The 22571-nt window shown below is 61.0% G+C and carries 23 protein-coding genes and 1 pseudogene; 19 read left to right on the top strand and 5 right to left on the bottom strand.

Going from position 1 to position 22571, the window contains the following annotated elements; translation table 11 throughout:
- The first annotated feature begins 314 nt into the window (after positions 1–314).
- The 3 genes and pseudogenes from mpl to AK821_RS16975 all read left to right on the top strand — a co-directional run bounded on the left by mpl (position 315) and on the right by AK821_RS16975 (position 2584).
- A pseudogene (gene mpl, locus AK821_RS16985) lies at positions 315–1663 on the top strand (UDP-N-acetylmuramate:L-alanyl-gamma-D-glutamyl-meso-diaminopimelate ligase).
- On the top strand, positions 1660–2307 hold the full coding sequence (gene ubiX, locus AK821_RS16980; protein WP_007909567.1) for a flavin prenyltransferase UbiX: 648 nt from the start codon (positions 1660–1662) through the stop codon (positions 2305–2307). The pseudogene mpl and the gene ubiX overlap by 4 nt, the downstream one beginning before the upstream one ends.
- A complete protein-coding gene (locus AK821_RS16975) occupies positions 2300–2584 on the top strand; it encodes a YceK/YidQ family lipoprotein (protein ID WP_064390757.1) in 285 nt (94 codons plus the stop codon). Before ubiX ends, AK821_RS16975 begins: the two co-directional genes overlap by 8 nt.
- Before the next feature lie 127 nt (positions 2585–2711).
- Here AK821_RS16975 and AK821_RS16970 read toward each other — a convergent pair whose 3' ends face one another.
- The 3 genes from AK821_RS16970 to AK821_RS16960 form a co-directional block, all read right to left on the bottom strand.
- Complete coding sequence (locus tag AK821_RS16970; RefSeq protein WP_053124198.1) at positions 2712–3353, bottom strand: oxidoreductase; 642 nt, start codon at positions 3351–3353, stop codon at positions 2712–2714.
- A gap of 27 nt (positions 3354–3380) precedes the next feature.
- Positions 3381–5108, bottom strand: a complete 1728-nt coding sequence (locus AK821_RS16965) for a C13 family peptidase (protein ID WP_064390756.1) — start codon at positions 5106–5108, stop codon at positions 3381–3383.
- A 102-nt stretch (positions 5109–5210) separates the two neighbouring features.
- Positions 5211–5666: a MaoC family dehydratase gene (locus AK821_RS16960; RefSeq protein ID WP_064390755.1), complete on the bottom strand. Its 456-nt coding sequence runs from the start codon at positions 5664–5666 to the stop codon at positions 5211–5213.
- Between the two features lie 191 nt (positions 5667–5857).
- Here AK821_RS16960 and AK821_RS16955 point away from each other — a divergent pair, with 191 nt between their 5' ends.
- Genes AK821_RS16955 through AK821_RS16945 form a run of 3 tightly spaced genes read left to right on the top strand, consistent with a single transcriptional unit; the run spans position 5858 to position 7537 of the window.
- The gene (locus AK821_RS16955; RefSeq protein WP_064390754.1) at positions 5858–6220 is read left to right on the top strand and encodes a CidA/LrgA family protein; all 363 of its coding nucleotides are present in this window, start codon (positions 5858–5860) and stop codon (positions 6218–6220) included.
- Positions 6220–6936, top strand: coding sequence for an LrgB family protein (locus AK821_RS16950; protein ID WP_064390753.1), 717 nt, complete (start codon positions 6220–6222; stop codon positions 6934–6936). The genes AK821_RS16955 and AK821_RS16950 overlap by 1 nt, the downstream gene beginning before the upstream one ends.
- 10 nt (positions 6937–6946) lie before the next feature.
- Positions 6947–7537 (top strand): LON peptidase substrate-binding domain-containing protein, encoded by a 591-nt coding sequence (locus AK821_RS16945; protein WP_064390752.1) that lies wholly within the window; start codon positions 6947–6949, stop codon positions 7535–7537.
- A 92-nt stretch (positions 7538–7629) separates the two neighbouring features.
- Here AK821_RS16945 and AK821_RS16940 read toward each other — a convergent pair whose 3' ends face one another.
- Positions 7630–8946, bottom strand: coding sequence for a bifunctional DedA family/phosphatase PAP2 family protein (locus AK821_RS16940; RefSeq protein ID WP_064390751.1), 1317 nt, complete (start codon positions 8944–8946; stop codon positions 7630–7632).
- A 117-nt stretch (positions 8947–9063) separates the two neighbouring features.
- Positions 9064–9759, bottom strand: coding sequence for a DNA-3-methyladenine glycosylase (locus AK821_RS16935; protein ID WP_064390750.1), 696 nt, complete (start codon positions 9757–9759; stop codon positions 9064–9066).
- Positions 9760–9936: 177 nt separating this feature from the next.
- Here AK821_RS16935 and AK821_RS16930 point away from each other — a divergent pair, with 177 nt between their 5' ends.
- The 13 genes from AK821_RS16930 (at position 9937) to AK821_RS16870 (ending at position 22519) form a co-directional block, all read left to right on the top strand.
- Positions 9937–11208 carry a glutamate-5-semialdehyde dehydrogenase gene (locus AK821_RS16930; protein WP_064390749.1) on the top strand — a complete coding sequence of 424 codons (1272 nt, stop codon included), beginning with the start codon at positions 9937–9939 and terminating at the stop codon, positions 11206–11208.
- Positions 11177–11899, top strand: coding sequence for a nicotinate-nucleotide adenylyltransferase (nadD, locus tag AK821_RS16925; RefSeq protein ID WP_064390748.1), 723 nt, complete (start codon positions 11177–11179; stop codon positions 11897–11899). Before AK821_RS16930 ends, nadD begins: the two co-directional genes overlap by 32 nt.
- A gap of 72 nt (positions 11900–11971) precedes the next feature.
- On the top strand, positions 11972–12466 hold the full coding sequence (rsfS, locus tag AK821_RS16920) for a ribosome silencing factor (protein ID WP_016986117.1): 495 nt from the start codon (positions 11972–11974) through the stop codon (positions 12464–12466).
- A 9-nt stretch (positions 12467–12475) separates the two neighbouring features.
- Positions 12476–12943: a 23S rRNA (pseudouridine(1915)-N(3))-methyltransferase RlmH gene (gene rlmH, locus AK821_RS16915; RefSeq protein ID WP_003185785.1), complete on the top strand. Its 468-nt coding sequence runs from the start codon at positions 12476–12478 to the stop codon at positions 12941–12943.
- Between the two features lie 10 nt (positions 12944–12953).
- A complete protein-coding gene (gene mrdA, locus AK821_RS16910; protein ID WP_064390747.1) occupies positions 12954–14849 on the top strand; it encodes a penicillin-binding protein 2 in 1896 nt (631 codons plus the stop codon).
- Between the two features lie 31 nt (positions 14850–14880).
- Positions 14881–15984 (top strand): rod shape-determining protein RodA, encoded by a 1104-nt coding sequence (gene rodA, locus AK821_RS16905; protein WP_064390758.1) that lies wholly within the window; start codon positions 14881–14883, stop codon positions 15982–15984.
- 17 nt (positions 15985–16001) lie between these two features.
- Positions 16002–17012 carry a lytic murein transglycosylase B gene (gene mltB / locus AK821_RS16900; protein ID WP_064390746.1) on the top strand — a complete coding sequence of 337 codons (1011 nt, stop codon included), beginning with the start codon at positions 16002–16004 and terminating at the stop codon, positions 17010–17012.
- A complete protein-coding gene (locus AK821_RS16895) occupies positions 17012–18022 on the top strand; it encodes a septal ring lytic transglycosylase RlpA family protein (protein ID WP_064390745.1) in 1011 nt (336 codons plus the stop codon). The genes mltB and AK821_RS16895 overlap by 1 nt, the downstream gene beginning before the upstream one ends.
- Positions 18023–18207: 185 nt before the next feature.
- A complete protein-coding gene (locus tag AK821_RS16890) occupies positions 18208–19365 on the top strand; it encodes a D-alanyl-D-alanine carboxypeptidase family protein (protein ID WP_064390744.1) in 1158 nt (385 codons plus the stop codon).
- A gap of 85 nt (positions 19366–19450) precedes the next feature.
- A complete protein-coding gene (locus AK821_RS16885) occupies positions 19451–19726 on the top strand; it encodes a DUF493 domain-containing protein (protein ID WP_008087908.1) in 276 nt (91 codons plus the stop codon).
- Positions 19726–20373, top strand: coding sequence for a lipoyl(octanoyl) transferase LipB (lipB, locus tag AK821_RS16880; protein ID WP_064390743.1), 648 nt, complete (start codon positions 19726–19728; stop codon positions 20371–20373). Before AK821_RS16885 ends, lipB begins: the two co-directional genes overlap by 1 nt.
- A 25-nt stretch (positions 20374–20398) precedes the next feature.
- Complete coding sequence (gene lipA, locus AK821_RS16875) at positions 20399–21397, top strand: lipoyl synthase (RefSeq protein WP_161806657.1); 999 nt, start codon at positions 20399–20401, stop codon at positions 21395–21397.
- A gap of 174 nt (positions 21398–21571) precedes the next feature.
- A complete protein-coding gene (locus AK821_RS16870; protein WP_064390742.1) occupies positions 21572–22519 on the top strand; it encodes a S66 peptidase family protein in 948 nt (315 codons plus the stop codon).
- The last annotated feature ends 52 nt before the right edge of the window (positions 22520–22571 follow it).

Genomic DNA, 22571 nt, shown 5'->3' with positions numbered 1-22571 from the left:
GCGAACGGAGGCCGAGTGCAAAGCGCAGCGAGAGGCGGGTGGGTAGCAGCGACGCAGACCCGACGCAACGCACGACGAGATTGGGCTAGGCCCGTGGAGTTCTGACAACTACCGCGGACCTGAAAGATCGCGCCGAACTCAGGCTTGGAAAGGGACGGAGGAGGGCTCCCTCGCCCTCGGGGAGAGGGCGGGGGTGAGGGCGGTAGTCTGCAGTCGAGTCGAGATGTTACGGCCCAGCCACCCCGCCCCTCACCTAAAGAGTGCGATTTCCCCCTCCCTACGCTAACCTGCGGCCATGTTTTACGAGGTCGACTATGCACATTCATATTCTGGGTATCTGCGGGACTTTCATGGGCTCGATGGCGGTGCTGGCCAAAGAGCTGGGCCATCACGTGACCGGCTCCGACGCCAACGTCTATCCACCGATGAGCACGCAGCTTGAAGCCCAAGGCATTCAACTGACGCAAGGTTACGACCCGGCGCAGCTCGATCCGGCACCGGATCTGGTGGTGATCGGCAACGCCATGTCCCGCGGCAACCCGGCGGTGGAGTATGTGCTGAACAAAGGCCTGCCGTACGTTTCCGGCCCGCAGTGGCTGGCCGATCACGTGCTGCAAGGTCGCTGGGTGCTGGCCGTCGCCGGCACCCACGGCAAAACCACCACCAGCAGCATGCTCGCCTGGGTGCTGGAACACGCCGGCATGAGCCCGGGTTTCCTGATCGGCGGTGTACCGCAGAACTTCTCGGTGTCCGCACGTCTGGGCGGTACGCCGTTCTTCGTGATCGAGGCCGACGAATACGACAGCGCGTTTTTCGACAAGCGCTCGAAATTCGTTCACTACCGCCCACGCACTGCGATCCTCAACAACCTTGAGTTTGATCATGCTGACATCTTCCCGGATCTGCCGGCAATCGAGCGGCAATTCCATCACTTGGTGCGGACCATCCCGAGTGAAGGCCTGGTTATCCACCCGACTACCGAGCCGGCGTTGCAGCGAGTGATTGAAATGGGCTGCTGGACCCCGGTGCAGACCGCCGGTGCCGGCGGTCAGTGGCAGGACAAACTGCTCAGCGAAGACGGTCGGCCTTCGAAGGGATGTTCGAAGGCGTGTCGCTAGGCACCGTCGTATGGGAGGTGACCGGTCAGCACAACGTTGCCAACGCCTTGGCGGCTCTGGCGGCTGCGCGTCACGTGGGTGTAGTGCCATCGATGGGCATCGCAGGCTTGAGCGCATTCAAGAACGTCAAACGGCGCATGGAGAAAGTCGCTGAAGTACGCGGCATCACCATCTACGCCGACTTCGCCCCCCACCCGACCGCTATTGCCCCCACCCTCGATGGTTTGCGCAAACGCATCGGCGACGCTCCGCTGATCGCCATCATCGAACCGCGCTCCAACTCGATGAAACTCGGCGCCCACCGTGACGGTTTGCCGGACAGCGTGGTCGATGCCGACCAGGTGATCTGGTACGCCCCGGCCAACCTCGGCTGGGACCTGGCCGGCACCGCCGCGTTGTGCACCGGGCCATCGATTGTCAGCGATTCGCTGGAAGGCATCATCGAACGCGTGAAGAGTCAGGCTCAGCCCGGCACACACGTGGTGATCATGAGCAACGGCGGCTTCGGCGGCCTGCACGGCAAACTCGCCGAGGCGCTGCAATGAACACTCGTTTTGAGAGCAATGGCCCCGAACGCATCACACTGGCGATGACCGGCGCGTCCGGCGCACAGTACGGTCTGCGCCTGCTCGATTGCCTGGTGCGTGAAGATCGCGAAGTGCACTTTCTGATCTCCAAGGCTGCACAACTGGTGATGGCCACCGAGACCGATGTCACGCTGCCGCCCAAGCCGCAGATGATGCAGGCGTTCCTCACCGAATACACCGGGGCGGCCGCCGGGCAGATCCGCGTGTACGGCAAGGAAGACTGGATGTCGCCGGTGGCCTCGGGCAGCGGCGCGCCGGCAGCGATGGTGGTGGTGCCATGTTCGACGGGCACGTTGTCGGCCATTGCCACCGGCGCCTGCAACAACCTGATCGAGCGCGCCGCAGATGTCACTTTGAAGGAGCGTCGCCAGTTGATTCTGGTGCCGCGCGAGGCGCCGTATTCGAGCATTCATCTGGAGCACATGCTCAAGCTGTCGAACATGGGCGTGACCATTCTGCCGGCCTCGCCGGGTTTCTATCACCAGCCGCAGACCATCGATGACCTGATCGATTTCGTCGTGGCGCGGATTCTCAATCTGCTGGGCATTCCCCAAGACATGCTGCCGCGTTGGGGTGAGCATCATCTGAGCAGTGATGAATAAGCTGCTGGTGATCGGGCTGGCGTTATTGATGAGCGGGTGCGCCACCGCGCGCACGCTGGATGCAGCCAAACCGGGAGCGCCGGTGGTGTATTCCGGGACGCGGCTGGATTTGTATGCAATGAATGGCGGGTGTTGCGCGATGGATCGGTTTGGGGCTGAAGCGCCGAGCAATCCGGGTGTGGATCTGCCGGGGAGTGCGTTGCTCGATACGCTGTTGTTGCCGTTGTCATTGCTGACGGTGATCGGCGTTAGTTTTCAGGCAACAGGCGGATTGTAGTTAGACAGATCGTTCCCACGCTCCGCGTGGTAACGCCTCCGGTGACGCTCTGCGTCACGCTTTGGGACGCAGAGCGTCCGTGGCTGCATTCCCACGCAGAGCGTGGGAACGATCATGCGGCGGAAGATTATTTGCCGAGCTTGCGCAAATCATCCGACTCAATCACCCGAACCCCGTCCTGCTCTTCCAGCGCCAACCGCCACATCGCCCGTGCCAATTGGCAGGCCTCGATGCCACGGTATTTACCCGGAATCAGCTTCGACAGCGGCCCGGCCAGTTGCTCGGCCAGACGCGGCTCCGTGCGTTCACCCAATAACAGCGATGGCCGGCAAATGGTCAGTTGCGGCCAGTCCTGCGCACGCAAGGCCTGCTCCATTTCGCCTTTGACCCGATTGTAGAAAACCGATGATTTTGGATCCGCGCCAATCGCACTGATCACAATCAGATGCCGTGCGCCCATTTCCCGCGCGCGCTTGGCAAACGCCACGACCATGTCCAGATCCACCGCGCGAAACGCCGCTTCCGAGCCGGCCTGTTTGATCGTGGTACCGAGGCAGCAGTAGGCGATATCGACACGGCCACTGAGTTGCGGCAGAAACGCCTGCGGATCGCCGACCGGGTTTTCCAGGTGCGGATGTTCGGCCAATGGTCGACGCGAAGGGGCGAGCACGCGAGAAATCGTTGGCTCGTTGAGCAAACGGTCGAGTAGATGTTCACCGGTCAAACCGGTGGCTCCGGCAAGCAATACGTGCTGAGGCGTCAAGTACATAGTGTCTCTCCCTTGATACTGTTCAGCTTAGTTGCTCTTTATCGCTCCGTCGTTCAATGCAGCACTTTGCAAAGCTTTTCTTGCTTGCTGTTTACGCAGCAGTTGCCAGTGCGACAGCACGGTTTTCGGCGCCCAGATCTGCGGCTCCGAGGCTTCGAAATTGTCCGCCAGCTCGCGCTCGGCAACGGTGGCCTTGGCCAGTTTGAAGGCTTGCTCCAGATCATCGGTCTGGTTCAGCGCCTGGGCGAACAGCGCGTCGCCGAAGTAGGTGAAGTTGGCTTCTTCCGAACAGCCGAAGGACACCCGGTCGGCGCGCGAGGCGGTCATGATCAACGTGCGTTCGTCTTTCAGTGCCGGGATGAAACCGCCGGAGTAGCAGGATGAAATGACGATGATCTTGTCACGGTTTTTCAGCGGTGCCAGCACGGCGGCGAGTTCGTCGGCGGGCAGGTCGGCCAGTTCCATGCGCGGCTGGTCGAGGACCAGTTCATGTTCGGCGGTGCCGTGGCTGGTCAGGTAGATGAACAACAAATCTTCCGGGCCACTGCGCTCGGCGAGGGTTTGTGCGGCGCGGCGCAGGTTCTCGCGGGTGGCCATCGGCCGGTCGCCGAGGTGATCGCGGTGGTTGACCAGCCGGATCTGGCCGTAAGCGCCGAAGCGTGTGTTGAGCATGTTGGCGACGTAGTCGGATTCACGCAGGAATACGCTTTGCTTGCCGTCGCCGCCAAGGGTCAGGGTGTACAACTCGACCGCCGGGGTCGAAGCCGGGATCGCCGCGAGTGCATCGTCAAGCAAGCGGCCTTGGGCGAGCAGACCGAGTTCCAGCGTGTCGGGCAGCAACTTGCCATCGGCATCGCGTACACGCTGGCCGTTGATCCAGCTGCCGCTCATGACGCTGCCATCGGTCAGCACCAATGTGCCGCGCCCGGAATAACTGTCGTTGTCGAAACCGCCGATGTAGAAACTGCCGTCAGACAGGTTCAAACGGCCCGGGCCGCTGAAGCGCCAGTCGCTGAACGAGCCGATGTAATGGCTGCCGTCGGCGCCGATCAATTCGCCCTTGCCGGTCAGCGCGCCTTCTTTGAACTGGCCAAGCCAGACATCGCCGTCAGCGTTTTCGTAGCGACCCTTGCCGTGCAACTGGTTGTTCTTGAAGCCACCGACATAGATGTCGCCGTCGGCGCTGTTGAAGGTGCCGTTGCCCTCCAGCTGACCGTTGACGAAATGCCCGGTGAACGAGTTGCCGCTGGAATCGCCGCGTTGGCCTTCGCCGTTGGGTTTGCCGTGGGCGAACTGGCCTTGGTAGGAGCTGCCGTCGTCCATCTCCAGGCGACCGAGCCCGGAATACTGATCAGCCTTGAACTCGCCCCGGTAGGTCATGGCGTTTTCTTTCAGGGTGCCTTCGCCGTCACGCCGGCCCTGCTTGAAACCGCCGGTGTAACTGCTGGCGTTGGTGGTCAGGCTGCCCTGACCGTCGAACAGACCTTGCTGGAACTGGCCGCGATAGACCTCGCCATTGCTGCCGTGCCATTCGCCCTGACCATGCCATTGGCCCTTGTCGAACTGACCGGCGTACCAACTGCCATTGGGGTAGTCGACGCGCCCCTGACCTTGCAGCAAGCCATCGACCAGTTCACCGCGATAGCGTCCGCCGTCGGGCAGGCGCGCATCCGGTGGCAACAGCGATTCGCCGTCGCCGCAAGCGGTGAGCATCAGGGTCAGGGCAATGGGTGCAAGAGAAGCGAGTGAGCGCATAGCGGGATCCGGGCAATTAGGCGACCGAGTATGCCGCAGCTATGCGTCGCATAAATAGAGACATGACGCGAAACAGCGTGCGCTGCTTCGCATCCGGAACGATCAGACGAAGCAGAGCGACAACGGCTCGGCGATGTAGGCCGGTTTTTCCGAGCCTTCTATCTCCAGCGTTGCGGTCGCTTTGAGCAGCCACTGGCCGGGTTTTTTCTCGGTCACTTCACCCAGATCGACCTTCAGGCGAACTTTCGAATTGACCTTCACTGGCTGGATGAAACGCACACTGTCCAGACCATAGTTGACCACCATCTTCACGCCTTGCGGCAGGATCAGGATGTCTTCCATCAGTTTGGGGATCAGCGACAACGACAGGAAGCCGTGGGCAATGGTGCTGCCAAATGGCGTTTGCGCGGCTTTGACCGGGTCGACGTGAATGAACTGATAATCCCCGGTGGCTTCGGCGAACAGGTTGATACGCTCCTGGTCGATGGTGAGCCATTCGGAACGTCCGAGTTCCTTGCCGACATAATCTTTGAGCTCTGCAACGGGAACATAGGGCATTGAGACTCTCCTTGGGTTCATCGATTTTATAGTTTTTCAGGTGGGGGATTTGACCGCCCTGCGAACCACTGTAGATCATCATGGCGATTTGCTCCGGTCAACCGACCATGCTTTTGGCGAATGCCGATCCATAGCGCAGGCGTGCTTATAATGCGGGCGATGAACGGGAGAGAGACGGGGAGAGAAGTCGGATGTTGTTACGAGGCCTGACCATGCTGGTGCTGTTTCAATTGCTCGGCACGGCGCTCAATCACGTGTTGTTGCCAGTGCTGCCGGGGCCGATCATCGGTCTGCTGTTGTTGCTGATTTTCCTGATTGTTCGCGGTGAAGTCGGCGAGCCGCTGAACCTCGCGGCCGGCAGTCTGTTGCGTTATCTACCGCTGCTGCTGGTGCCTCCGGCCGTCGGCGTGATGGTATATGCCACGGCGATCGCGGCCGATTTCTGGGCGATTGTCGGCGCGTTGGTGGTGTCGCTGATCCTGTCGATGGCCTTTGCCGGCGTGCTGATGCAACGCATGGTCAAGCGTCACGCGCACCGGTCGGAGGAATCCTGATGCTCTTCGACTGGCAAGGTGCCTGGGCTTCGGTTATCCATCACCCGCTGTTCGGCATCGGCATCACCCTCGGTGCCTATCAACTGGTGCTGGCAGCGTTCGAGAAAACCCGCTGGATCTTTCTGCAACCGGTGCTGGTCTCCATGCTGTTGGTGATCGGTGTGTTGGTCGGCTGCGGCCTGACCTACGCCGAGTACCGCAAGAGCACCGAGATCCTCAGTATTCTGCTCGGCCCGGCCACCGTGGCGCTGGCGGTGCCGCTGTACCTCAACCTGCGGCGTATTCGCCAATTGTTCTGGCCGATTTTTACTACGCTGGTGATAGGCGGAGTAGTGGCGACCGGCATGGGCGTATTGCTGGGCTGGTGGTTTGGCGCTGATCACATGATTCTGATGACCATGGCGCCGAAGTCGGTAACCTCGCCGATCGCAATGCTGGTGGCCGAACAGATCGGTGGCGTCGCGGCGCTGGCAGCGGTGTTCGTGTTGATCACCGGGGTGATCGGGGCGATCTTCGGCCCGGCGCTGCTGACTCGCCTCGGCGTGAGCAGTCCCGAAGCCCGCGGCATGGCGCTGGGCATGACCGCACACGCCGTCGGCACCTCGGTGGCGTTGCAGGAGAGCGATGAATGCGGTGCCTTCGCGGCGCTGGCAATGAGTCTGATGGGCGTGGCCACGGCGGTGTTCCTGCCGTTGGCGGTGTCGATGGTGGTGTAAGGAAATGTCTATGAGTCTGCCGCTTTTCCCGCTGAACACAGTGCTGTTTCCCGGCTGCAACCTCGACTTGCAGATCTTCGAAGCGCGCTACCTGGACATGATCGGCCGCTGCATGAAGCAGGGCGGTGGCTTCGGCGTGGTGTGCATTCTTGAAGGCAGCGAAGTCGGGCTGGCGCCGGAAGGGTATGCACTGGTCGGCTGCGAGGCGCGAATCACCGATTTCCAGCAGCAGGACAACGGCCTGCTGGGAATTCGCGTGCAGGGCGGGCGGCGTTTCAATGTATTGCGCACTGAAGTGCAGCGCGATCAGTTGATCCTCGCCGACGTCGAGTGGCTCGACGAAGAGCCCGAGCAACCGCTGCAGGACGAAGACGCCGACCTGGTTGCGCTGCTCAAAGCGTTGGCGGAACACCCGATGGTTGAAGCCTTGAACATGGGCACCGAAGCGCTCGGCCAGCAGTCACTGGCCAATCAGCTTGCGTATCTGTTGCCGTTCGCCGAAGAAGACAAGATCGACCTGCTGCAGCTCGACGATCCGCAGCAGCGACTGGATGCGATCCAGGCGCTGCTCGATGAGCTGCAGGGCGAGCTGTTTGCCTGAAACATCGTAAAAGATCGCAGCCTTCGGCAGCTCCTGCATGACGAACACATGAACACATGTAGGAGCTGCCGAAGGCTGCGATCTTTTGACGTTCAATACGCGTAACGCAACATCGTGTTTGGCAAATGCCGAAACACAAACAGACTGAACAACACCACCAGCGCCGGCAAAATCAGCCACCAGACCTTGAACGGCATGGCATTGAGTGGCTGTTTACGCTGGCTCAGCCACAACCCCGCCGCACATACGCACGCCGCCAACATCGCCCCGGCGAGGATGTCCGTCGGCCAATGCGCCCCCAGATAAACCCGCGACAAGGCAATCGACAGCGCCGGAATGCAACCGACAAACAGCCAGGTCAGGCGCATGCGCGGCGGTTGCCCGCGGCCCGCCAGAACAGCCAGTACCAGAAACAGCGCAAACGAGCCGGAAGCGTGGCCGCTGGGCATGCTGTAACTGGTCAGCGGATCGCTCAGCACTTCCGGGCGAACCCGGGCGAAAAACATCTTGGTGCCGGTGTTCAGCAGCGCTGTGCAGAGCAACACGCCGCCGGCGAAAATTGCCTGGCGCCATTGCCGGCACAGCAGCAACAGACCGGTGAGCAGGGCGCTGAACATCAGCATGTTGCGGAATTCGCCGATAAGGGTGAACGTCACGGCGATTTCATCGAGCATCGGCTGGCGATGTTCCTGCACCAGCGTCATCACGCCTTGGTCGAGCGCGGTGAGGTACGGGTAGCCACTGAACAGACCGATCAGAATCAGCAGGCTCATGCTGCTGATCCAGATCGTTGCGCGGCGATGGCGGCGCAGGCTGCTGTTGACACTCAGACCGACCATGACGGCGATGCTCGCCGCGACAATTCCGGCTTGCAGCCAGAAACCTTCCGGCAGCGGCAAACGGATCGCCGCGCCCGTGGCCCAGCCTGGCAGCAGATAAGCGAGGCTCCAGCCGGCGGCGGCCAGCAAACTGACGGCGGCGAAACGCGGGAAGGGCATGTCGCACATGCCGGCAACCATCGGCAGCATCGGCCGTAATGGACCGATAAAACGCCCGACCAACAGGCTGGCGATGCCATAACGCTGGAAATAGCTTTCGGCGCCGGCCATCCATTCCGGGTGATGGCGCAAGCCTGGCAGGCGCCGGATGTTCTGGTGGAAGTGGCGGCCAAGGAAATACGAGATCAAATCGCCGAGAATCCCGCCGAGGAAGCCCAGCAGCAGGGTTTCGCTCAACGATAGTGCGCCACTGCCGGCCAGTACCGCCACGGCAAACAACAACACCGTGCCGGGCACGATCAAACCGGCAATCGCCAGGCATTCCACGCACGCGACGATAAATACCGCGGCGGCCAGCCACTGCGGGTTGGCTGCCAGCCAACCGGTTACGCTATCGAGCCATGGGCCCATACCAACAAACTCCAAACCATTGATGATCCCCCTGTAGGAGCTGCCGAAGGCTGCGATCTTTGCTTTTCAAAAGATCAAAAGATCGCAGCCTTCGGCAGCTCCTACGCGGGTGTGTGTTTACAGCAGGAAATAATCCCGGCCTTCGACCTGACCGCGCCGCAGCGGGTTCCGCGTGCACCATTGCGCATAAGTGGCATCGACGAAGCGGTACATCAGGTGTTCATCACGACCGTGGGGAATGCCCAGTCGCGTGGTTTGAATAATCTGCGAGGGCGCCGGGCCGGTGTCATCTACCAGAAGTAGTTCATGATCGAAACGCTTGGCGTCCCACACCGGCACCTTCAAGCCCAGCGCTTTGCACAGCAATGTCTGCCCTGCGCAGAGCTTTTGCGACGGCCGCGGTCGGCCCTGCGCATCCGGATTATTCACCAGCATCTGCGCCAGACTCGCCGGCCCGCTGACTTCATCGACCCACGGATAGGCCGATTTGATCAATACGGCATTGCCCGGCCCTTGCGCGCTGAAGTTCAGCGAATCGCCGCCACGGGCGTAATACATATAAATGTGGCCGCCATCCAGAAACAAAGCCTTACGCTTTTCCGTGTAGCCGAGGGACGCGTGGCTGCCTTTTTCCGCGCAGTAATACGCTTCCGTTTCGATGATCCGCGCGCTGAGCCACAGATCGCCGACGCGATGACGGATGACTTTACCGAGTAATTCTCTGGCCAGCACTTGGGCGTCCCGGTCAAAAAAAGCGTCCGGGAGCCCCAGCGGCAGGCGTTCGGCGTGGGAGCGAACAGTCAGGTTGGACATGGCAGACAAGGTTTATCCAGGCTGAAGAGGTCGTGATGATAACAATGCGCGGCTTAATTACGCCTGAACGTCGGCGATTCGCGGCTCATTTTGACCATCCGCCCGTCACCGCTGTTAGTCCCGGGACGCGACAGCTATAATCTGCCGCTTTCCTCTTTGCCAAGACCCCAGCAGACCATGACTGAGTCCGTTCTTGACTACATGACCCGATTGGGTCGCGCCGCCCGCGAAGCTTCGCGGGTCATCGGCCGTGCCAGCACCGCGCAGAAAAACCGCGCCTTGCAGGCTGCTGCCAATGCCCTCGACGCTGCGCGCGCCGAGCTTGCTGCAGCCAATGAACAGGATCTGGCTGCCGGTCGCGCCAATGGTCTGGAGCCGGCATTGCTGGAGCGTCTGGAACTGACCCCGGCGCGTATCGACGGCATGATCGTCGGCCTGCGTCAGGTGGCTGCGTTGCCGGATCCGGTCGGTGCGATCCGCGACATGAGCTTCCGTCCGTCGGGGATTCAGGTCGGCAAGATGCGCGTGCCGCTGGGCGTGATCGGGATCATCTACGAGTCCCGGCCGAACGTGACCATCGATGCCGCCAGCCTGTGCCTGAAGTCCGGCAACGCGACGATCCTGCGCGGCGGCTCCGAGGCGATTCACTCCAACCGCGCGATTGCCGCGTGCATTCAGCGTGGTCTGGCCGAGGCTGAATTGCCCGCCGCCGTGGTGCAAGTGGTCGAAACCACCGACCGTGCCGCCGTTGGCGCGATGATCACCATGCCCGAGTACGTCGATGTCATCGTGCCGCGCGGTGGCCGTGGCCTGATCGAGCGCATCAGTCGCGATGCCCGTGTGCCGGTGATCAAGCACCTGGACGGCATCTGCCACGTTTACGTCAGCGCGCACGCCGATCTGCCGAAAGCCCAGCGCATCGCCTTCAACGCCAAGACTTATCGTTATGGCATCTGCGGTGCGATGGAGACGCTGCTGGTCGATCAGACTGTTGCCAAGGATTTCCTGCCGTCGATGGCTGCCCAGTTCCGCGAAAAAGGCGTCGAGCTGCGTGGCTGCGAACGCACCCGGGCGATTATTGATGCCGTTGCGGCCAGCGAAGAAGACTGGGGCACCGAGTACCTGGCGCCGATTCTGTCGATTCGCGTGGTCGACGGTCTGGATCAGGCCATCGAACACATCAACCATTACGGCTCCCATCACACCGACTCGATCGTCAGCGAAAACCTCGCCGACACCCGCCGGTTCGTGGCGGAAGTCGACTCGGCGTCGGTGATGATCAACACCCCGACGTGCTTTGCCGATGGATTTGAATACGGATTGGGTGCCGAGATCGGCATTTCTACTGATAAGCTGCACGCCCGCGGCCCGGTGGGTCTCGAAGGATTGACCTGCGAGAAGTACATCGTGGTCGGTGATGGCCAGTTGCGCGGCCAGGCGACGGTCTGACTTGTCCGACCTCGTCCTGACAGCGCCGCAGCCCGGCAGCGAAACCCGTCCGCGACGCATTGGTGTCTTGGGCGGGACGTTCGACCCGGTGCACATCGGCCATTTGCGTGGTGGGCTGGAAGTCGCCGAAGCGTTGGCGCTCGACGAGTTGCGCCTGATGCCGAATGCGCGGCCGCCACATCGCGGTACGCCGCAGGTGTCGGCGCAGGATCGGTTGGCAATGGTCGAGTGTGCGGTGGCCGGAGTGCCTCCGCTGGTGGTGGACGCCCGCGAACTGCAGCGGGACAAACCGTCCTACACCATTGATACCCTGGAGTCGATGCGCGCTGAAATGCCCGCCGAGACCCAGGTTTTTCTGCTTTTGGGCTGGGACGCATTTTGCGGCCTGCCCACTTGGCATCGCTGGGAAGAGTTGCTCCAGCATTGCCACATCCTGGTGCTACAGCGCCCGGACGCCGACAGCGAACCGCCGGATGCCTTGCGCAACCTGCTGGCAGCGCGTTCGGTGAGCGACCCGCTGGCCCTGAAAGGGCCGAGCGGACAGATTGCATTCGTCTGGCAGACACCGCTCGCGGTTTCCGCCACCCAGATCCGTCAACTGCTGGCCAGCGGTAAGTCGGTACGTTTCCTGGTGCCCGACGCGGTCCTGGCCTACATCGATGCGCACGGTCTGTATCGTGCGTCGAACTGAGCAAGGCGTGCTTCACTGATACGAATCCACGTATCGCCAAGCCGCCGAATATATGAGCAAAACGAGTTTTATATGACTGACAAAGACCAAACCAAAGTAAAGCGCAAAGGCACATTCAAGAGCGCCCCGCTGCCAGAGCCGGTCAACACCAACGAGCCGCTGAAGGGCGACGAACTGGTCAAGCTGGCCGTAGCTGCGCTGGAAGACGTCAAGGCACAAGACATCCAGATCATCGATGTTCGCGACAAGCAGAGCATCACTGACTACATGATCATCGCCACCGGTACGTCCAACCGCCAGATCAACGCGATGCTCGACAAGGTTCGCGAAGAAGTCAAAAAGCAGGGCGCCAAGCCGCTGGGCGAAGAAGGCAAGGGCGACAGCGACTGGGTGCTGCTGGACCTGGACCTGGTGATAGTGCACATGATGACTGCCTCGGCACGTCAGTTCTACGACCTGGAGCGCCTGTGGGCCGGTGCCGAGCAAAGTCGTGCGGCGGATGCCAAGCACCACAGCCCGGAAAACACCCACGAGCATTTCACCAAGCTCAACAAAGACCAGCTGTAAGGGATTGCTGTGCGACTGCGCCTGATCGCCGTCGGTTCACGCATGCCCAAGTGGGTGGAAGAAGGCTGGCATGAATATGCCAAGCGTCTTCCGTCCGAGCTGGCGCTGGAACTGGTGGAAATACCGCTCAACACCCGTGGCAAGAATGCCGACGTGGCCCGTTTCATCCGCCAGGAAGGCGAAGCCATGCTGGCCAAGGTCGGGCCGAACGAGCGGATCGTCACGCTGGAAGTCCATGGCAAACCCTGGAGCACCGAGCAGCTTGCGGTCGAACTCGACCGCTGGCGGCTGGATTCGCGCACGGTCAATTTCATGGTCGGTGGCCCGGAAGGGCTGGCGCCGGAAGTCTGTGCCCGTGCCGATCAGCGCTGGTCCTTGTCGCCGCTGACGTTGCCGCACCCGCTGGTGCGGATCCTGATCGGCGAACAGTTGTACCGTGCCTGGACCGTGCTGTCCGGTCACCCTTACCACAAGTAATCTAGCCCTCATGTCTCAGCCGATCCGCATCAAGGACCACGAAAAGGACGCACGCCTGGTGCGTAGCCGCGTCGTGTTCGGGGCCATTGCGATCATGCTGTTGATCGGCGTGCTGATCGCGCGGCTGTATTACTTGCAGGTGATTCAGTACGAGTACCACTCGACACTGTCGGAGAACAACCGCGTCCACGTGCAGCCGATTCCACCAACGCGCGGGCTGATTTTCGACCGCAACGGCGTGGTGGTGGCAGACAACCGGCCAAGCTTCAGCCTGAGCATGACCCGCGAGCGCTCCGGCGACTGGCAGCAAGTGCTCGACGTCATCGTCGAAGTGCTGGAGCTGACGCCCGAGGACCGGGTGATCTTCGAGAAGCGCATGCGCCAGGGGCGCCGGCCGTTCGAGCCGGTACCGATCCTGTTCGAGCTGACCGAAGAGCAGATCGCCCGCATCGCGGTGAACCAGTTCCGTCTGCCCGGTGTGGAAGTGGTTGCGCAGCTGGTTCGTCACTACCCGCAGGGTGCGCACTTTGCGCACTCGGTGGGCTATATGGGGCGGATCAACGAGAAAGAGCTGAAGAGCCTCGATCCGGTCAACTACAGCGGCACCCATCACATCGGCAAAACCGGCATCGAACGTTTCTACGAGCCGGAATTGCACGGTCAGGTCGGTTACGAAGAAGTCGAGACCAACGCTCGCGGCCGCGTGTTGCGGGTACTCAAACGCACCGACCCGATTCCCGGCAAGGACATCGTCCTCAGTCTGGACATCAAATTGCAGGAAGCGGCCGAGGCAGCATTGGGCGGACGTCGCGGCGCAGTGGTGGCGCTGGATCCGAAGACCGGCGAAGTGCTGGCGATGGTCAGCCAGCCGAGTTTCGACCCGAACCTGTTCGTCACCGGGATCAGCTTCAAGGCCTATGCCGAGTTGCGTGATTCCATCGACCGGCCGCTGTTCAACCGCGTGCTGCGCGGCCTGTATCCGCCGGGCTCGACGATCAAACCGGCGGTGGCGATTGCCGGCCTCGATTCCGGGGTGGTGACGGCATCCAGCCGGGTGTTCGACCCGGGCTACTACATGCTGCCGAACTATGATCACAAATACCGTAACTGGAACCGCACCGGTGACGGCTTCGTCGACCTCGATACGGCGATCATGCGGTCCAACGACACCTATTTCTATGACCTGGCGCACAAGCTCGGCATCGATCGGCTGTCGGCGTACATGAACAAGTTCGGCATCGGCCAGAAGGTCTCGCTCGACATGTTCGAGGAATCCCCCGGCCTGATGCCGTCCCGCGAATGGAAGCGGGCGACGCGCAAGCAGGCGTGGTTCCCTGGCGAAACCCTGATCCTCGGGATCGGCCAGGGCTATATGCAATCGACCCCGCTGCAACTGGCCCAAGCCACGGCGCTGGTCGCCAACAAAGGCATCTGGAACCGCCCGCACCTGGCCAAATCCCTGGAAGGGGTGAAGCCGGTGGATGAAAACCCGATGCCGGACATTATCCTGCGCGACCCGTCGGACTGGACCAAGGTCAACCACGGCATGCAGCAGGTGATGCACGGTGCGCGCGGTACCGCGCGCAAAGCCGCCATCGGCGCGCAATACCGGATTGCCGGCAAGTCGGGTACCGCTCAGGTCGTTGCGATCAAGCAGGGCGAGAAATATGACCGCTCCAAGGTTCAGGAGCGTCACCGCGACCACGCCTTGTTCGTCGGTTTTGCCCCGGCTGATGACCCGAAAATCGTTGTATCGGTGATGGTCGAAAACGGTGAGTCCGGCTCCGGGGTTGCTGCTCCCGTCGTACGTCAGGTCATGGACGCCTGGCTGCTCGATCAGGACGGACGCTTGAAGGCCGAATACGCCAGCCCAATCAGTGCGGAGGCTACGGCCCGTGATGAATAACTTTGATCGCATGCTCTCCAGTGAGGATGTGATGCGTCGCCGCGCGACGCTGCTGCAAAGACTGCATATCGACGGACCGTTGCTGATCCTGCTGCTGATCCTCGCCGCCGGCAGCCTGTTCGTGCTGTATTCCGCCAGTGGCAAGAGCTGGGACCTGCTGGCCAAACAGGCCACTTCGTTCGGTATCGGTCTGGTCTCGATGATTATCATCGCCCAGTTCGAGCCGCGTTTCATGGCGCGTTGGGTGCCGCTCGGCTATGTGATCGGCGTGGTGCTGCTGTTGGTGGTGGACATCATGGGCCACAACGCCATGGGCGCCACACGCTGGATCAATATCCCCGGGGTGATCCGCTTCCAGCCCTCGGAATTCATGAAGATCCTGATGCCGGCGACCATTGCCTGGTATTTGTCCAAGCGTACGCTGCCGCCGCAACTCAAGCATGTCGGCATCAGCCTGATGCTGATCGGTGTGCCGTTCGCGCTGATCGTGCGTCAGCCCGATCTCGGCACTTCGCTGCTGATTCTGGCGGGCGGTGCGTTTGTCCTGTTCATGGGTGGGCTGCGCTGGCGCTGGATTCTCAGCGTGCTGGCGGCGGCGGTCCCGGTGTCGGTGGCGATGTGGTTTTTCATCATGCACGACTACCAGAAACAGCGAATCCTGACCTTCCTCGACCCGGAAAGCGATCCGCTGGGCACCGGCTGGAACATCATTCAGTCGAAAGCCGCGATCGGTTCCGGCGGCGTATTCGGCAAGGGCTGGCTGCTCGGCACCCAGTCGCACCTGGACTTCCTGCCGGAAAGCCATACCGACTTCATCATTGCGGTGCTTGGCGAAGAGTTCGGCCTGGTGGGCATTTGTGCTTTGTTGCTGATCTATTTGCTGCTGATTGGCCGGGGACTGGTGATCACCGCCCAGGCGCAAACGCTGTTCGGCAAATTGCTCGCCGGTGCCTTGACCATGACGTTTTTTGTTTACGTTTTCGTCAACATCGGTATGGTCAGTGGCCTGTTGCCGGTTGTAGGGGTGCCGTTGCCGTTCATTAGCTACGGAGGAACTTCGCTGGTGACGCTGCTGTCAGCGTTTGGGGTTTTGATGTCGATCCATACCCATCGCAAGTGGATCGCACAGGTTTGAATAAGGTGAAGAGTGCAATGCAAGTAATGCGTGGCTGGGCGACTCGATGCGCGCCAGTGGTAGGCCTGATGGGCCTCCTGGGCAGCATGCAGGAAGCGCTGGCCGGCGAATACGAAGGCTCGCCGCAGGTGGCCGAATTCGTCGGTGAAATGACCCGCGACTACGGTTTCGCCGGTGAGCAACTGATGGCGGTGTTCCGCGAGGCTCAACGCAAGCAGGCGATTCTCGATGCGATCTCAAGGCCCGCCGAACGGGTCAAGCAGTGGAAAGAATACCGGCCGATGTTCATCACCGACGCGCGCATTGCCCGCGGTGTGGATTTCTGGCGTCAGCACGAGGCAACTTTGGCCCGTGCCGAGCAGGAATACGGCGTACCGGCACAAGTCATCGTGTCGATCATCGGCGTTGAAACCTTTTTCGGACGTAATACCGGTAATTACCGGGTGATCGATGCCTTGTCGACGCTCGGTTTCGACTATCCTCCCCGTGCCGAATTTTTCCGCAAGGAGCTGCGTGAGTTCCTGCTGCTGGCGCGCGAAGAACAGGTCGACCCATTGACCCTCAAAGGCTCGTACGCCGGGGCCATGGGCCTGCCGCAGTTCATGCCGAGCAGCTTCCGCGCTTACGCGGTGGATTTCGACGGTGACGGCCACATCAACATCTGGAACAACCCGGATGATGCGATCGGCAGCGTCGCCAGCTACTTCAAGCGTCACGGCTGGGTTGCCGGTGAGCCGGTGGTCAGCCGCGCCGATGTCCGTGGCGATCAGGTCGATGAAGGCCTGACCACTGGCATCGAGCCGACGAAGACGGTCTCAGAGTTGCGGGCGCTGGGCTGGTCAAGTCATGATGCGCTGCGCGATGATATGCCGGTTACGGCATTTCGCCTCGAAGGCGATAACGGCCCGGAATACTGGATGGGCCTGAAGAATTTCTACGCGATCACGCGTTATAACCGCAGCGTGATGTACGCCATGGCCGTACATCAACTGTCTGAACAGCTGGTACAAGCACGGGGCGTCAAGTAATGCAGGCATTGCCTAACAGTAAACCCCTGAAGCTGGTGGCATTCGCTGCGTTGGCAGTGCTGGTCGCCAGTTGTTCGACCAGCCGTTCGCCGACTCAGAAAACCTCGAATACCGCCGTGCGGGCGCAGCCCGGCCTGGACATCAATCGCGCGCATAAAGACGGCGCGCCATGGTGGGACGTCGATGTGTCGCGCATCCCGGATGCCACGCCGACCCTGCACACTGGCCCGTACAAGGCCAACCCGTACACCGTGCTGGGCAAGACTTACTTCCCGTTGCAGGAATCCAAGACTTACGTCGCCTCCGGCACGGCGTCCTGGTATGGCACCAAGTTTCATGGTCAGAACACCGCCAACGGCGAGGTCTACGACCTGTACGGCATGAGTGCAGCCCACAAGACCTTGCCACTGCCAAGTTACGTTCGGGTGACCAACCTGGATAACAATCGGACAGTGATTCTGCGGGTCAATGACCGTGGGCCGTTCTACTCCGACCGCATCATCGATCTGTCCTATGCGGCGGCGAAGAAACTCGGCTACGCCGAAACCGGCACTGCACGGGTCAAGGTCGAAGGTATCGATCCGCAACAATATTGGGCCGCCAAGGGGCGTCCGGCGCCGCTGATGCTCAACGAACCGCAAGTGGCGCAGAATAGCGCCCCGGTGATTACGGCCTCGGCCGGCACCGTCGAGCAGTGGACGCCACCGCCGCAGCAACATGCCTCTGACACCGTTCCGGTGCCGATGAGCGCAAAAAAAAACGCTTCTGCACCAGCGTCTGGCCAGTATCTGCAGGTGGGCGCGTTCGCCAACCCGGACGCTGCAGAGCTGTTGAGGTCGAAGCTCAGCGGGATGGTGAGCGCTCCGGTGTTCATCAGCTCGATCGTGCGCAATCAGCAGACGCTGCACCGGGTGCGCCTGGGGCCGATCGGTTCGCCGGGTGAAATTGCCCAGGTACAGAACAGCGTGCGCCTGGCCAACCTTGGTTCGCCAAGTGTGGTCACCGAGTAACACGTAGAACTTGATTGACGATTCGCCAGCGATTGGGGGGTGAATCAGGTTGTTGGCTCGTCGAAGAACAAAAGCCCGGCAAGGGTGACTGGAGTGAGCAACTGAACACGCGATGGCTCGTTAGAAAGTCATCTGATTAAATTTTGTCCGCAAGGGCAGTTTCCATTAGCGATTTCGAGAGACGGATGAACATCACCACCTTTGCCAAACGCCTGTGTCTGCTAGTCCCGCTGCTCCTCTCGCCAGCCGCCTTCGCGGCCGAGATGATGCCGTCGCCACCGCAACTGGCCGCCAAAGCCTACGTACTCATGGATGCCGCGAGCGGCAACGTGCTGGTAGAGAACAATGGCGACCAGCGTCTGCCACCGGCCAGCCTGACCAAGCTGATGACCGCGTACATCGCGACCCTGGAAATCCGTCGTGGCCAGATCGGTGAAAACGATCCGGTGACCGTCAGCGAAAACGCCTGGCGCACTGGCGGTTCGCGGATGTTCATCAAGGTTGGCTCGCAGGTCACCGTCAGCGACCTGCTGCACGGCATCATCATCCAGTCCGGCAACGACGCCAGCGTCGCGCTGTCCGAGCACATCGCCGGCAGCGAAGATGCGTTCGCCGACCTGATGAACAAGACTGTGACTGATCTGGGCATGACCAATACCCACTTCATGAACCCGACCGGTCTGCCAAACCCTGAGCACTACTCGTCGGCTCACGACATGGCGATCCTGGCCCGTGCGATCATCCATGAAGACCCGGCTCACTACGCGATCTACTCGCAGAAAGAGTTCTTCTGGAACGGCATCAAGCAGCCTAACCGCAACCTGCTGCTGTGGCGCGACAAGACGGTCGACGGTCTGAAAACCGGTCATACCGACGAAGCCGGCTACTGCATGGTGTCCTCGGCTGTACGTGATGGCCAGCGCCTGATCGCCGTGGTGTTCGGCACCAACAGCGAAGTGGCCCGCGCCGCTGAAACCCAGAAGCTTTTGACTTACGGCTTCCGCTTCTTCGAAACCCAGACCTTCTACCAGAAGGGCACCGAACTGGCTCAGGCCCCGGTGTGGAAAGGCACCACCAATCAAGTCAAGGCCGGCCTGGCTGAAGACCTGACCATGACCCTGCCAAAAGGCCAGCTGAAGAAGCTTGCTGCGAGCATGACCATGAACCCGCAACTGGTTGCGCCAATCGCCAAGGGCGACGTGATCGGTAAAGTCGAAGTCAAACTGGAAGACAAGGTCGTGCACAGCGCTGACCTGATCGCTCTGGATGGCGTCGAGGAGGGTGGTATCTTCCGCCGCATGTGGGATAGCATCCGTCTATTCTTCTACGGCTTGTTCAACTGATTTGTGTTGACCTGCATGGCCCCGCCCCGATCCGGTGCGGGGCCATGCGCGTTATCACGGCTTGCGCTCAAGAGGCCGTTACGCCATGACCGATACCGAAGTAAAGGCGCCAAAGATCGAATTTCCCCAGGTTGATTATCCGGTTAAGGTGATCAGCGACACGGGGGTTGGCCACAAAGACAAGATCATCGAAATCGTGAAGAAATTCGCGAAGATCAACGATGAGCGTGTCGACGAGCGTTCGAGCAGCAACGGCAAATACACCACGATTCAGTTGCACATCGTCGCGACCGATCAGGATCAGCTGTACAACATCAACAGCGAACTGCGGGCGACCGGCTTCGTGCACATGGTGTTGTGATGCCGGGCACGCTGGGCTTTCGTGAGCTCGGCCAGATGGCTTACGAGCCGGTCTGGCATGCCATGCAACGCTTTACCAACGAACGCGGCAGCGATGCCGCCGACGAAATCTGGCTCGTCGAACACCCACCGGTGTTCACTCAGGGCCAGGCCGGCAAGGCCGAACACCTGTTACTGCCGGGAGATATCCCGGTGGTGCAGGTCGATCGCGGCGGGCAGGTGACTTATCATGGGCCCGGCCAGTTGGTGGCTTACCTGTTGCTGGATGTACGCAAGCTGGGTTTCGGCGTGCGTGATCTGGTCAGTCGCATGGAGGCTTGCCTGATTGAACTGCTGGCCAGCTACGGCGTAACCGCTGCGGCCAAGCCAGATGCTCCCGGCGTCTATGTCGATGGAGCGAAAATCGCTTCTCTGGGTTTGCGGATTCGCCACGGTTGTTCCTTTCATGGCCTGGCCCTGAACGTGGATATGAACCTGGAACCGTTTCGACGGATTAATCCCTGCGGCTATGCCGGGCTGGCGATGACCCAGCTGAGCGACCACGCAGGATCGATTGAATTTGCCGAGGTAAGTGCCCGGCTGCGTGCGCAGCTCGTCAAACACCTCGACTATGCTGAGCAGACGACCCTGACGGGCGGAATCGACTGATATGACTACTGATGCAGTGCAAACCATGATCCCGACGCTCGACGTGACCGAGCGCCCGGCCCCGCGTCCCAAGGTAGAAGCCGGCGTCAAGCTGCGCGGCGCCGAGAAGGTTGCACGCATCCCGGTAAAGATCATTCCGACCACCGAACTGCCGAAGAAGCCTGACTGGATTCGTGTACGCATCCCGGTTTCGCCGGAAGTCGACCGGATCAAGAGCCTGCTGCGTAAGCACAAGCTGCACAGCGTCTGCGAAGAAGCCTCCTGCCCGAACCTGGGTGAGTGCTTCTCCGGCGGCACCGCGACGTTCATGATCATGGGTGACATCTGCACCCGTCGCTGCCCGTTCTGCGACGTTGGCCACGGTCGTCCGAAGCCACTGGACGTCAATGAGCCGGAAAGCCTGGCCATCGCCATCGCCGACCTCAAGCTCAAGTACGTGGTGATCACCTCGGTTGACCGCGACGACCTGCGCGACGGTGGTGCCCAGCACTTTGCCGACTGCATCCGCGAAATCCGCAAACTGTCGCCGAACGTGCAGCTCGAGACCCTGGTCCCGGACTACCGTGGCCGCATGGACGTCGCGCTGGAAATCACTGCCGCCGAGCCACCGGATGTGTTCAACCACAACCTGGAAACCGTGCCGCGCCTGTACAAGGCAGCGCGTCCGGGTTCGGATTACCAGTGGTCGCTGACTCTGCTGCAACGCTTCAAGCAGATGATGCCGCACATTCCGACCAAATCCGGCCTGATGCTGGGTCTGGGCGAGACCGACGAAGAAGTCATCGAAGTCATGAAGCGCATGCGCGAACACGACATCGACATGCTGACCCTCGGTCAGTATCTGCAACCGTCGCGTAGCCACTTGCCGGTGCAGCGTTTCGTCCATCCGGACACCTTCGCCTGGTTCGCCGAGGAAGGTTACAAGATGGGCTTCAAGAACGTCGCTTCGGGCCCGCTGGTGCGTTCTTCGTACCACGCCGACGAGCAAGCCAAGCTGGTGAAGGCTGAGTTGATGGGGTCCTGATCCGCTGCTGAACGTAAAAAATGCCCGCGAGACGTTAGTCTTCGCGGGTATTTTTTTGCCTGTCCTACGCCAGGCGCATACTTTTCCTGCAATGCGCGGGGCAGCAGAGCCTCTTCTGTTTCCTCCCGTTCCTGACTACTGTGTGCGCATGAGTTCACACAGGGAGATCCATGGATGACCGTTCGACCCACCCACACACTGTTTCCCCATAAACCGGTGCCCGCGTTGCCGTCGGAAGGGCTGATCGGCGTGATCGCGCCAGCCGGGCCCGGTGCGCTGGACACCGACAAGGCTGTGCAATGGATGCGCGCCCGGGGTTATGGGTTGAAAGTGTTTCCTGGCGTCTACGAGAAGGATGGCTATCTGGCAGGCAGCGATGACGTGCGGCTCAACGATCTGCACGCCGCGTTCGCCGACCCTGAAGTTGACGCGATCATCTGCTTGCGCGGTGGCTACGGTACGCCACGACTGCTGGACCGGATCGACTACGATCTGCTGAGTCGTAACGCCAAGCCATTTGTCGGCTACAGCGACATCACCGCACTGCACCTGGCCATCAGTCGCTATGCCGGCTTCGTGACCTTTCACGGACCGCTGCTCAATGCCGACCTGCTGGGCGACAAGGAGCCGCCGACCGTCACTTCGTTCTTCGCCATGCTGCGCGGCCAGTTGAGGGCGGGGAGTGTGCTGAGTCATCCGGTGGCTTATCCATTGACCACGGTTGCGCCCGGTATCGCTCACGGACGCTTGCTCGGCGGCAATCTGGCGATGATTGCATCAACGTTGGGCACGCCTTACGAGATTGATGTCGAAGGGGTGATTCTGCTCATCGAAGACATCAACGAGCCGTTGTATCGCATCGACCGGTTGCTGACCCAGATGCGTCTGGCCGGCAAGTTGGCCAAATTGCGCGGAGTGTTGGTTGGGGATGTGGCAGGAGTGGATGTCGCGGCATTGAACCGCTTGCTCAAGCAGACATTTGAACCGTTGCGGATTCCGGTCCTGTCGGGGTGGCGCAGCGGCCATTGCGATCCGAACCTGACGCTGCCGATGGGCGCGCTGGTGCGGCTGGATGCCGGGAAGCAGGAGTTGCTGCTGGAGCAGGATGTGGTGACCCGATAATGCAAAAGATCGCAGCCTGCGGCGGCTCCTGCATTGGAATGCGATCCATGTA

Origin of the sequence: Pseudomonas sp. RIT-PI-r, from assembly GCF_001297015.1 — a bacterium.
GTDB lineage: Bacteria > Pseudomonadota > Gammaproteobacteria > Pseudomonadales > Pseudomonadaceae > Aquipseudomonas.
Note: the sequence above shows the minus strand (reverse complement) of the source record. Positions and strands in the feature narration are given on the sequence as shown.

Bases quoted from the DNA above. Each gene is read 5' to 3' on its own strand.
- ubiX (WP_007909567.1), top strand. From the start codon at position 1,660: ATGAACACTCGTTTTGAGAGCAATGGCCCCGAACGCATCACACTGGCG.
- AK821_RS16975 (WP_064390757.1), top strand. From the start codon at position 2,300: ATGAATAAGCTGCTGGTGATCGGGCTGGCGTTATTGATGAGCGGGTGC.
- AK821_RS16970 (WP_053124198.1), bottom strand. From the start codon at position 3,353: ATGTACTTGACGCCTCAGCACGTATTGCTTGCCGGAGCCACCGGTTTG.
- AK821_RS16965 (WP_064390756.1), bottom strand. From the start codon at position 5,108: ATGCGCTCACTCGCTTCTCTTGCACCCATTGCCCTGACCCTGATGCTC.
- AK821_RS16960 (WP_064390755.1), bottom strand. From the start codon at position 5,666: ATGCCCTATGTTCCCGTTGCAGAGCTCAAAGATTATGTCGGCAAGGAA.
- AK821_RS16955 (WP_064390754.1), top strand. From the start codon at position 5,858: ATGTTGTTACGAGGCCTGACCATGCTGGTGCTGTTTCAATTGCTCGGC.
- AK821_RS16950 (WP_064390753.1), top strand. From the start codon at position 6,220: ATGCTCTTCGACTGGCAAGGTGCCTGGGCTTCGGTTATCCATCACCCG.
- AK821_RS16945 (WP_064390752.1), top strand. From the start codon at position 6,947: ATGAGTCTGCCGCTTTTCCCGCTGAACACAGTGCTGTTTCCCGGCTGC.
- AK821_RS16940 (WP_064390751.1), bottom strand. From the start codon at position 8,946: ATGGGCCCATGGCTCGATAGCGTAACCGGTTGGCTGGCAGCCAACCCG.
- AK821_RS16935 (WP_064390750.1), bottom strand. From the start codon at position 9,759: ATGTCCAACCTGACTGTTCGCTCCCACGCCGAACGCCTGCCGCTGGGG.
- AK821_RS16930 (WP_064390749.1), top strand. From the start codon at position 9,937: ATGACTGAGTCCGTTCTTGACTACATGACCCGATTGGGTCGCGCCGCC.
- nadD (WP_064390748.1), top strand. From the start codon at position 11,177: ATGGCCAGTTGCGCGGCCAGGCGACGGTCTGACTTGTCCGACCTCGTC.
- rsfS (WP_016986117.1), top strand. From the start codon at position 11,972: ATGACTGACAAAGACCAAACCAAAGTAAAGCGCAAAGGCACATTCAAG.
- mrdA (WP_064390747.1), top strand. From the start codon at position 12,954: ATGTCTCAGCCGATCCGCATCAAGGACCACGAAAAGGACGCACGCCTG.
- rodA (WP_064390758.1), top strand. From the start codon at position 14,881: ATGCGTCGCCGCGCGACGCTGCTGCAAAGACTGCATATCGACGGACCG.
- mltB (WP_064390746.1), top strand. From the start codon at position 16,002: ATGCAAGTAATGCGTGGCTGGGCGACTCGATGCGCGCCAGTGGTAGGC.
- AK821_RS16895 (WP_064390745.1), top strand. From the start codon at position 17,012: ATGCAGGCATTGCCTAACAGTAAACCCCTGAAGCTGGTGGCATTCGCT.
- AK821_RS16890 (WP_064390744.1), top strand. From the start codon at position 18,208: ATGAACATCACCACCTTTGCCAAACGCCTGTGTCTGCTAGTCCCGCTG.
- AK821_RS16885 (WP_008087908.1), top strand. From the start codon at position 19,451: ATGACCGATACCGAAGTAAAGGCGCCAAAGATCGAATTTCCCCAGGTT.
- lipB (WP_064390743.1), top strand. From the start codon at position 19,726: ATGCCGGGCACGCTGGGCTTTCGTGAGCTCGGCCAGATGGCTTACGAG.
- lipA (WP_161806657.1), top strand. From the start codon at position 20,399: ATGATCCCGACGCTCGACGTGACCGAGCGCCCGGCCCCGCGTCCCAAG.
- AK821_RS16870 (WP_064390742.1), top strand. From the start codon at position 21,572: ATGACCGTTCGACCCACCCACACACTGTTTCCCCATAAACCGGTGCCC.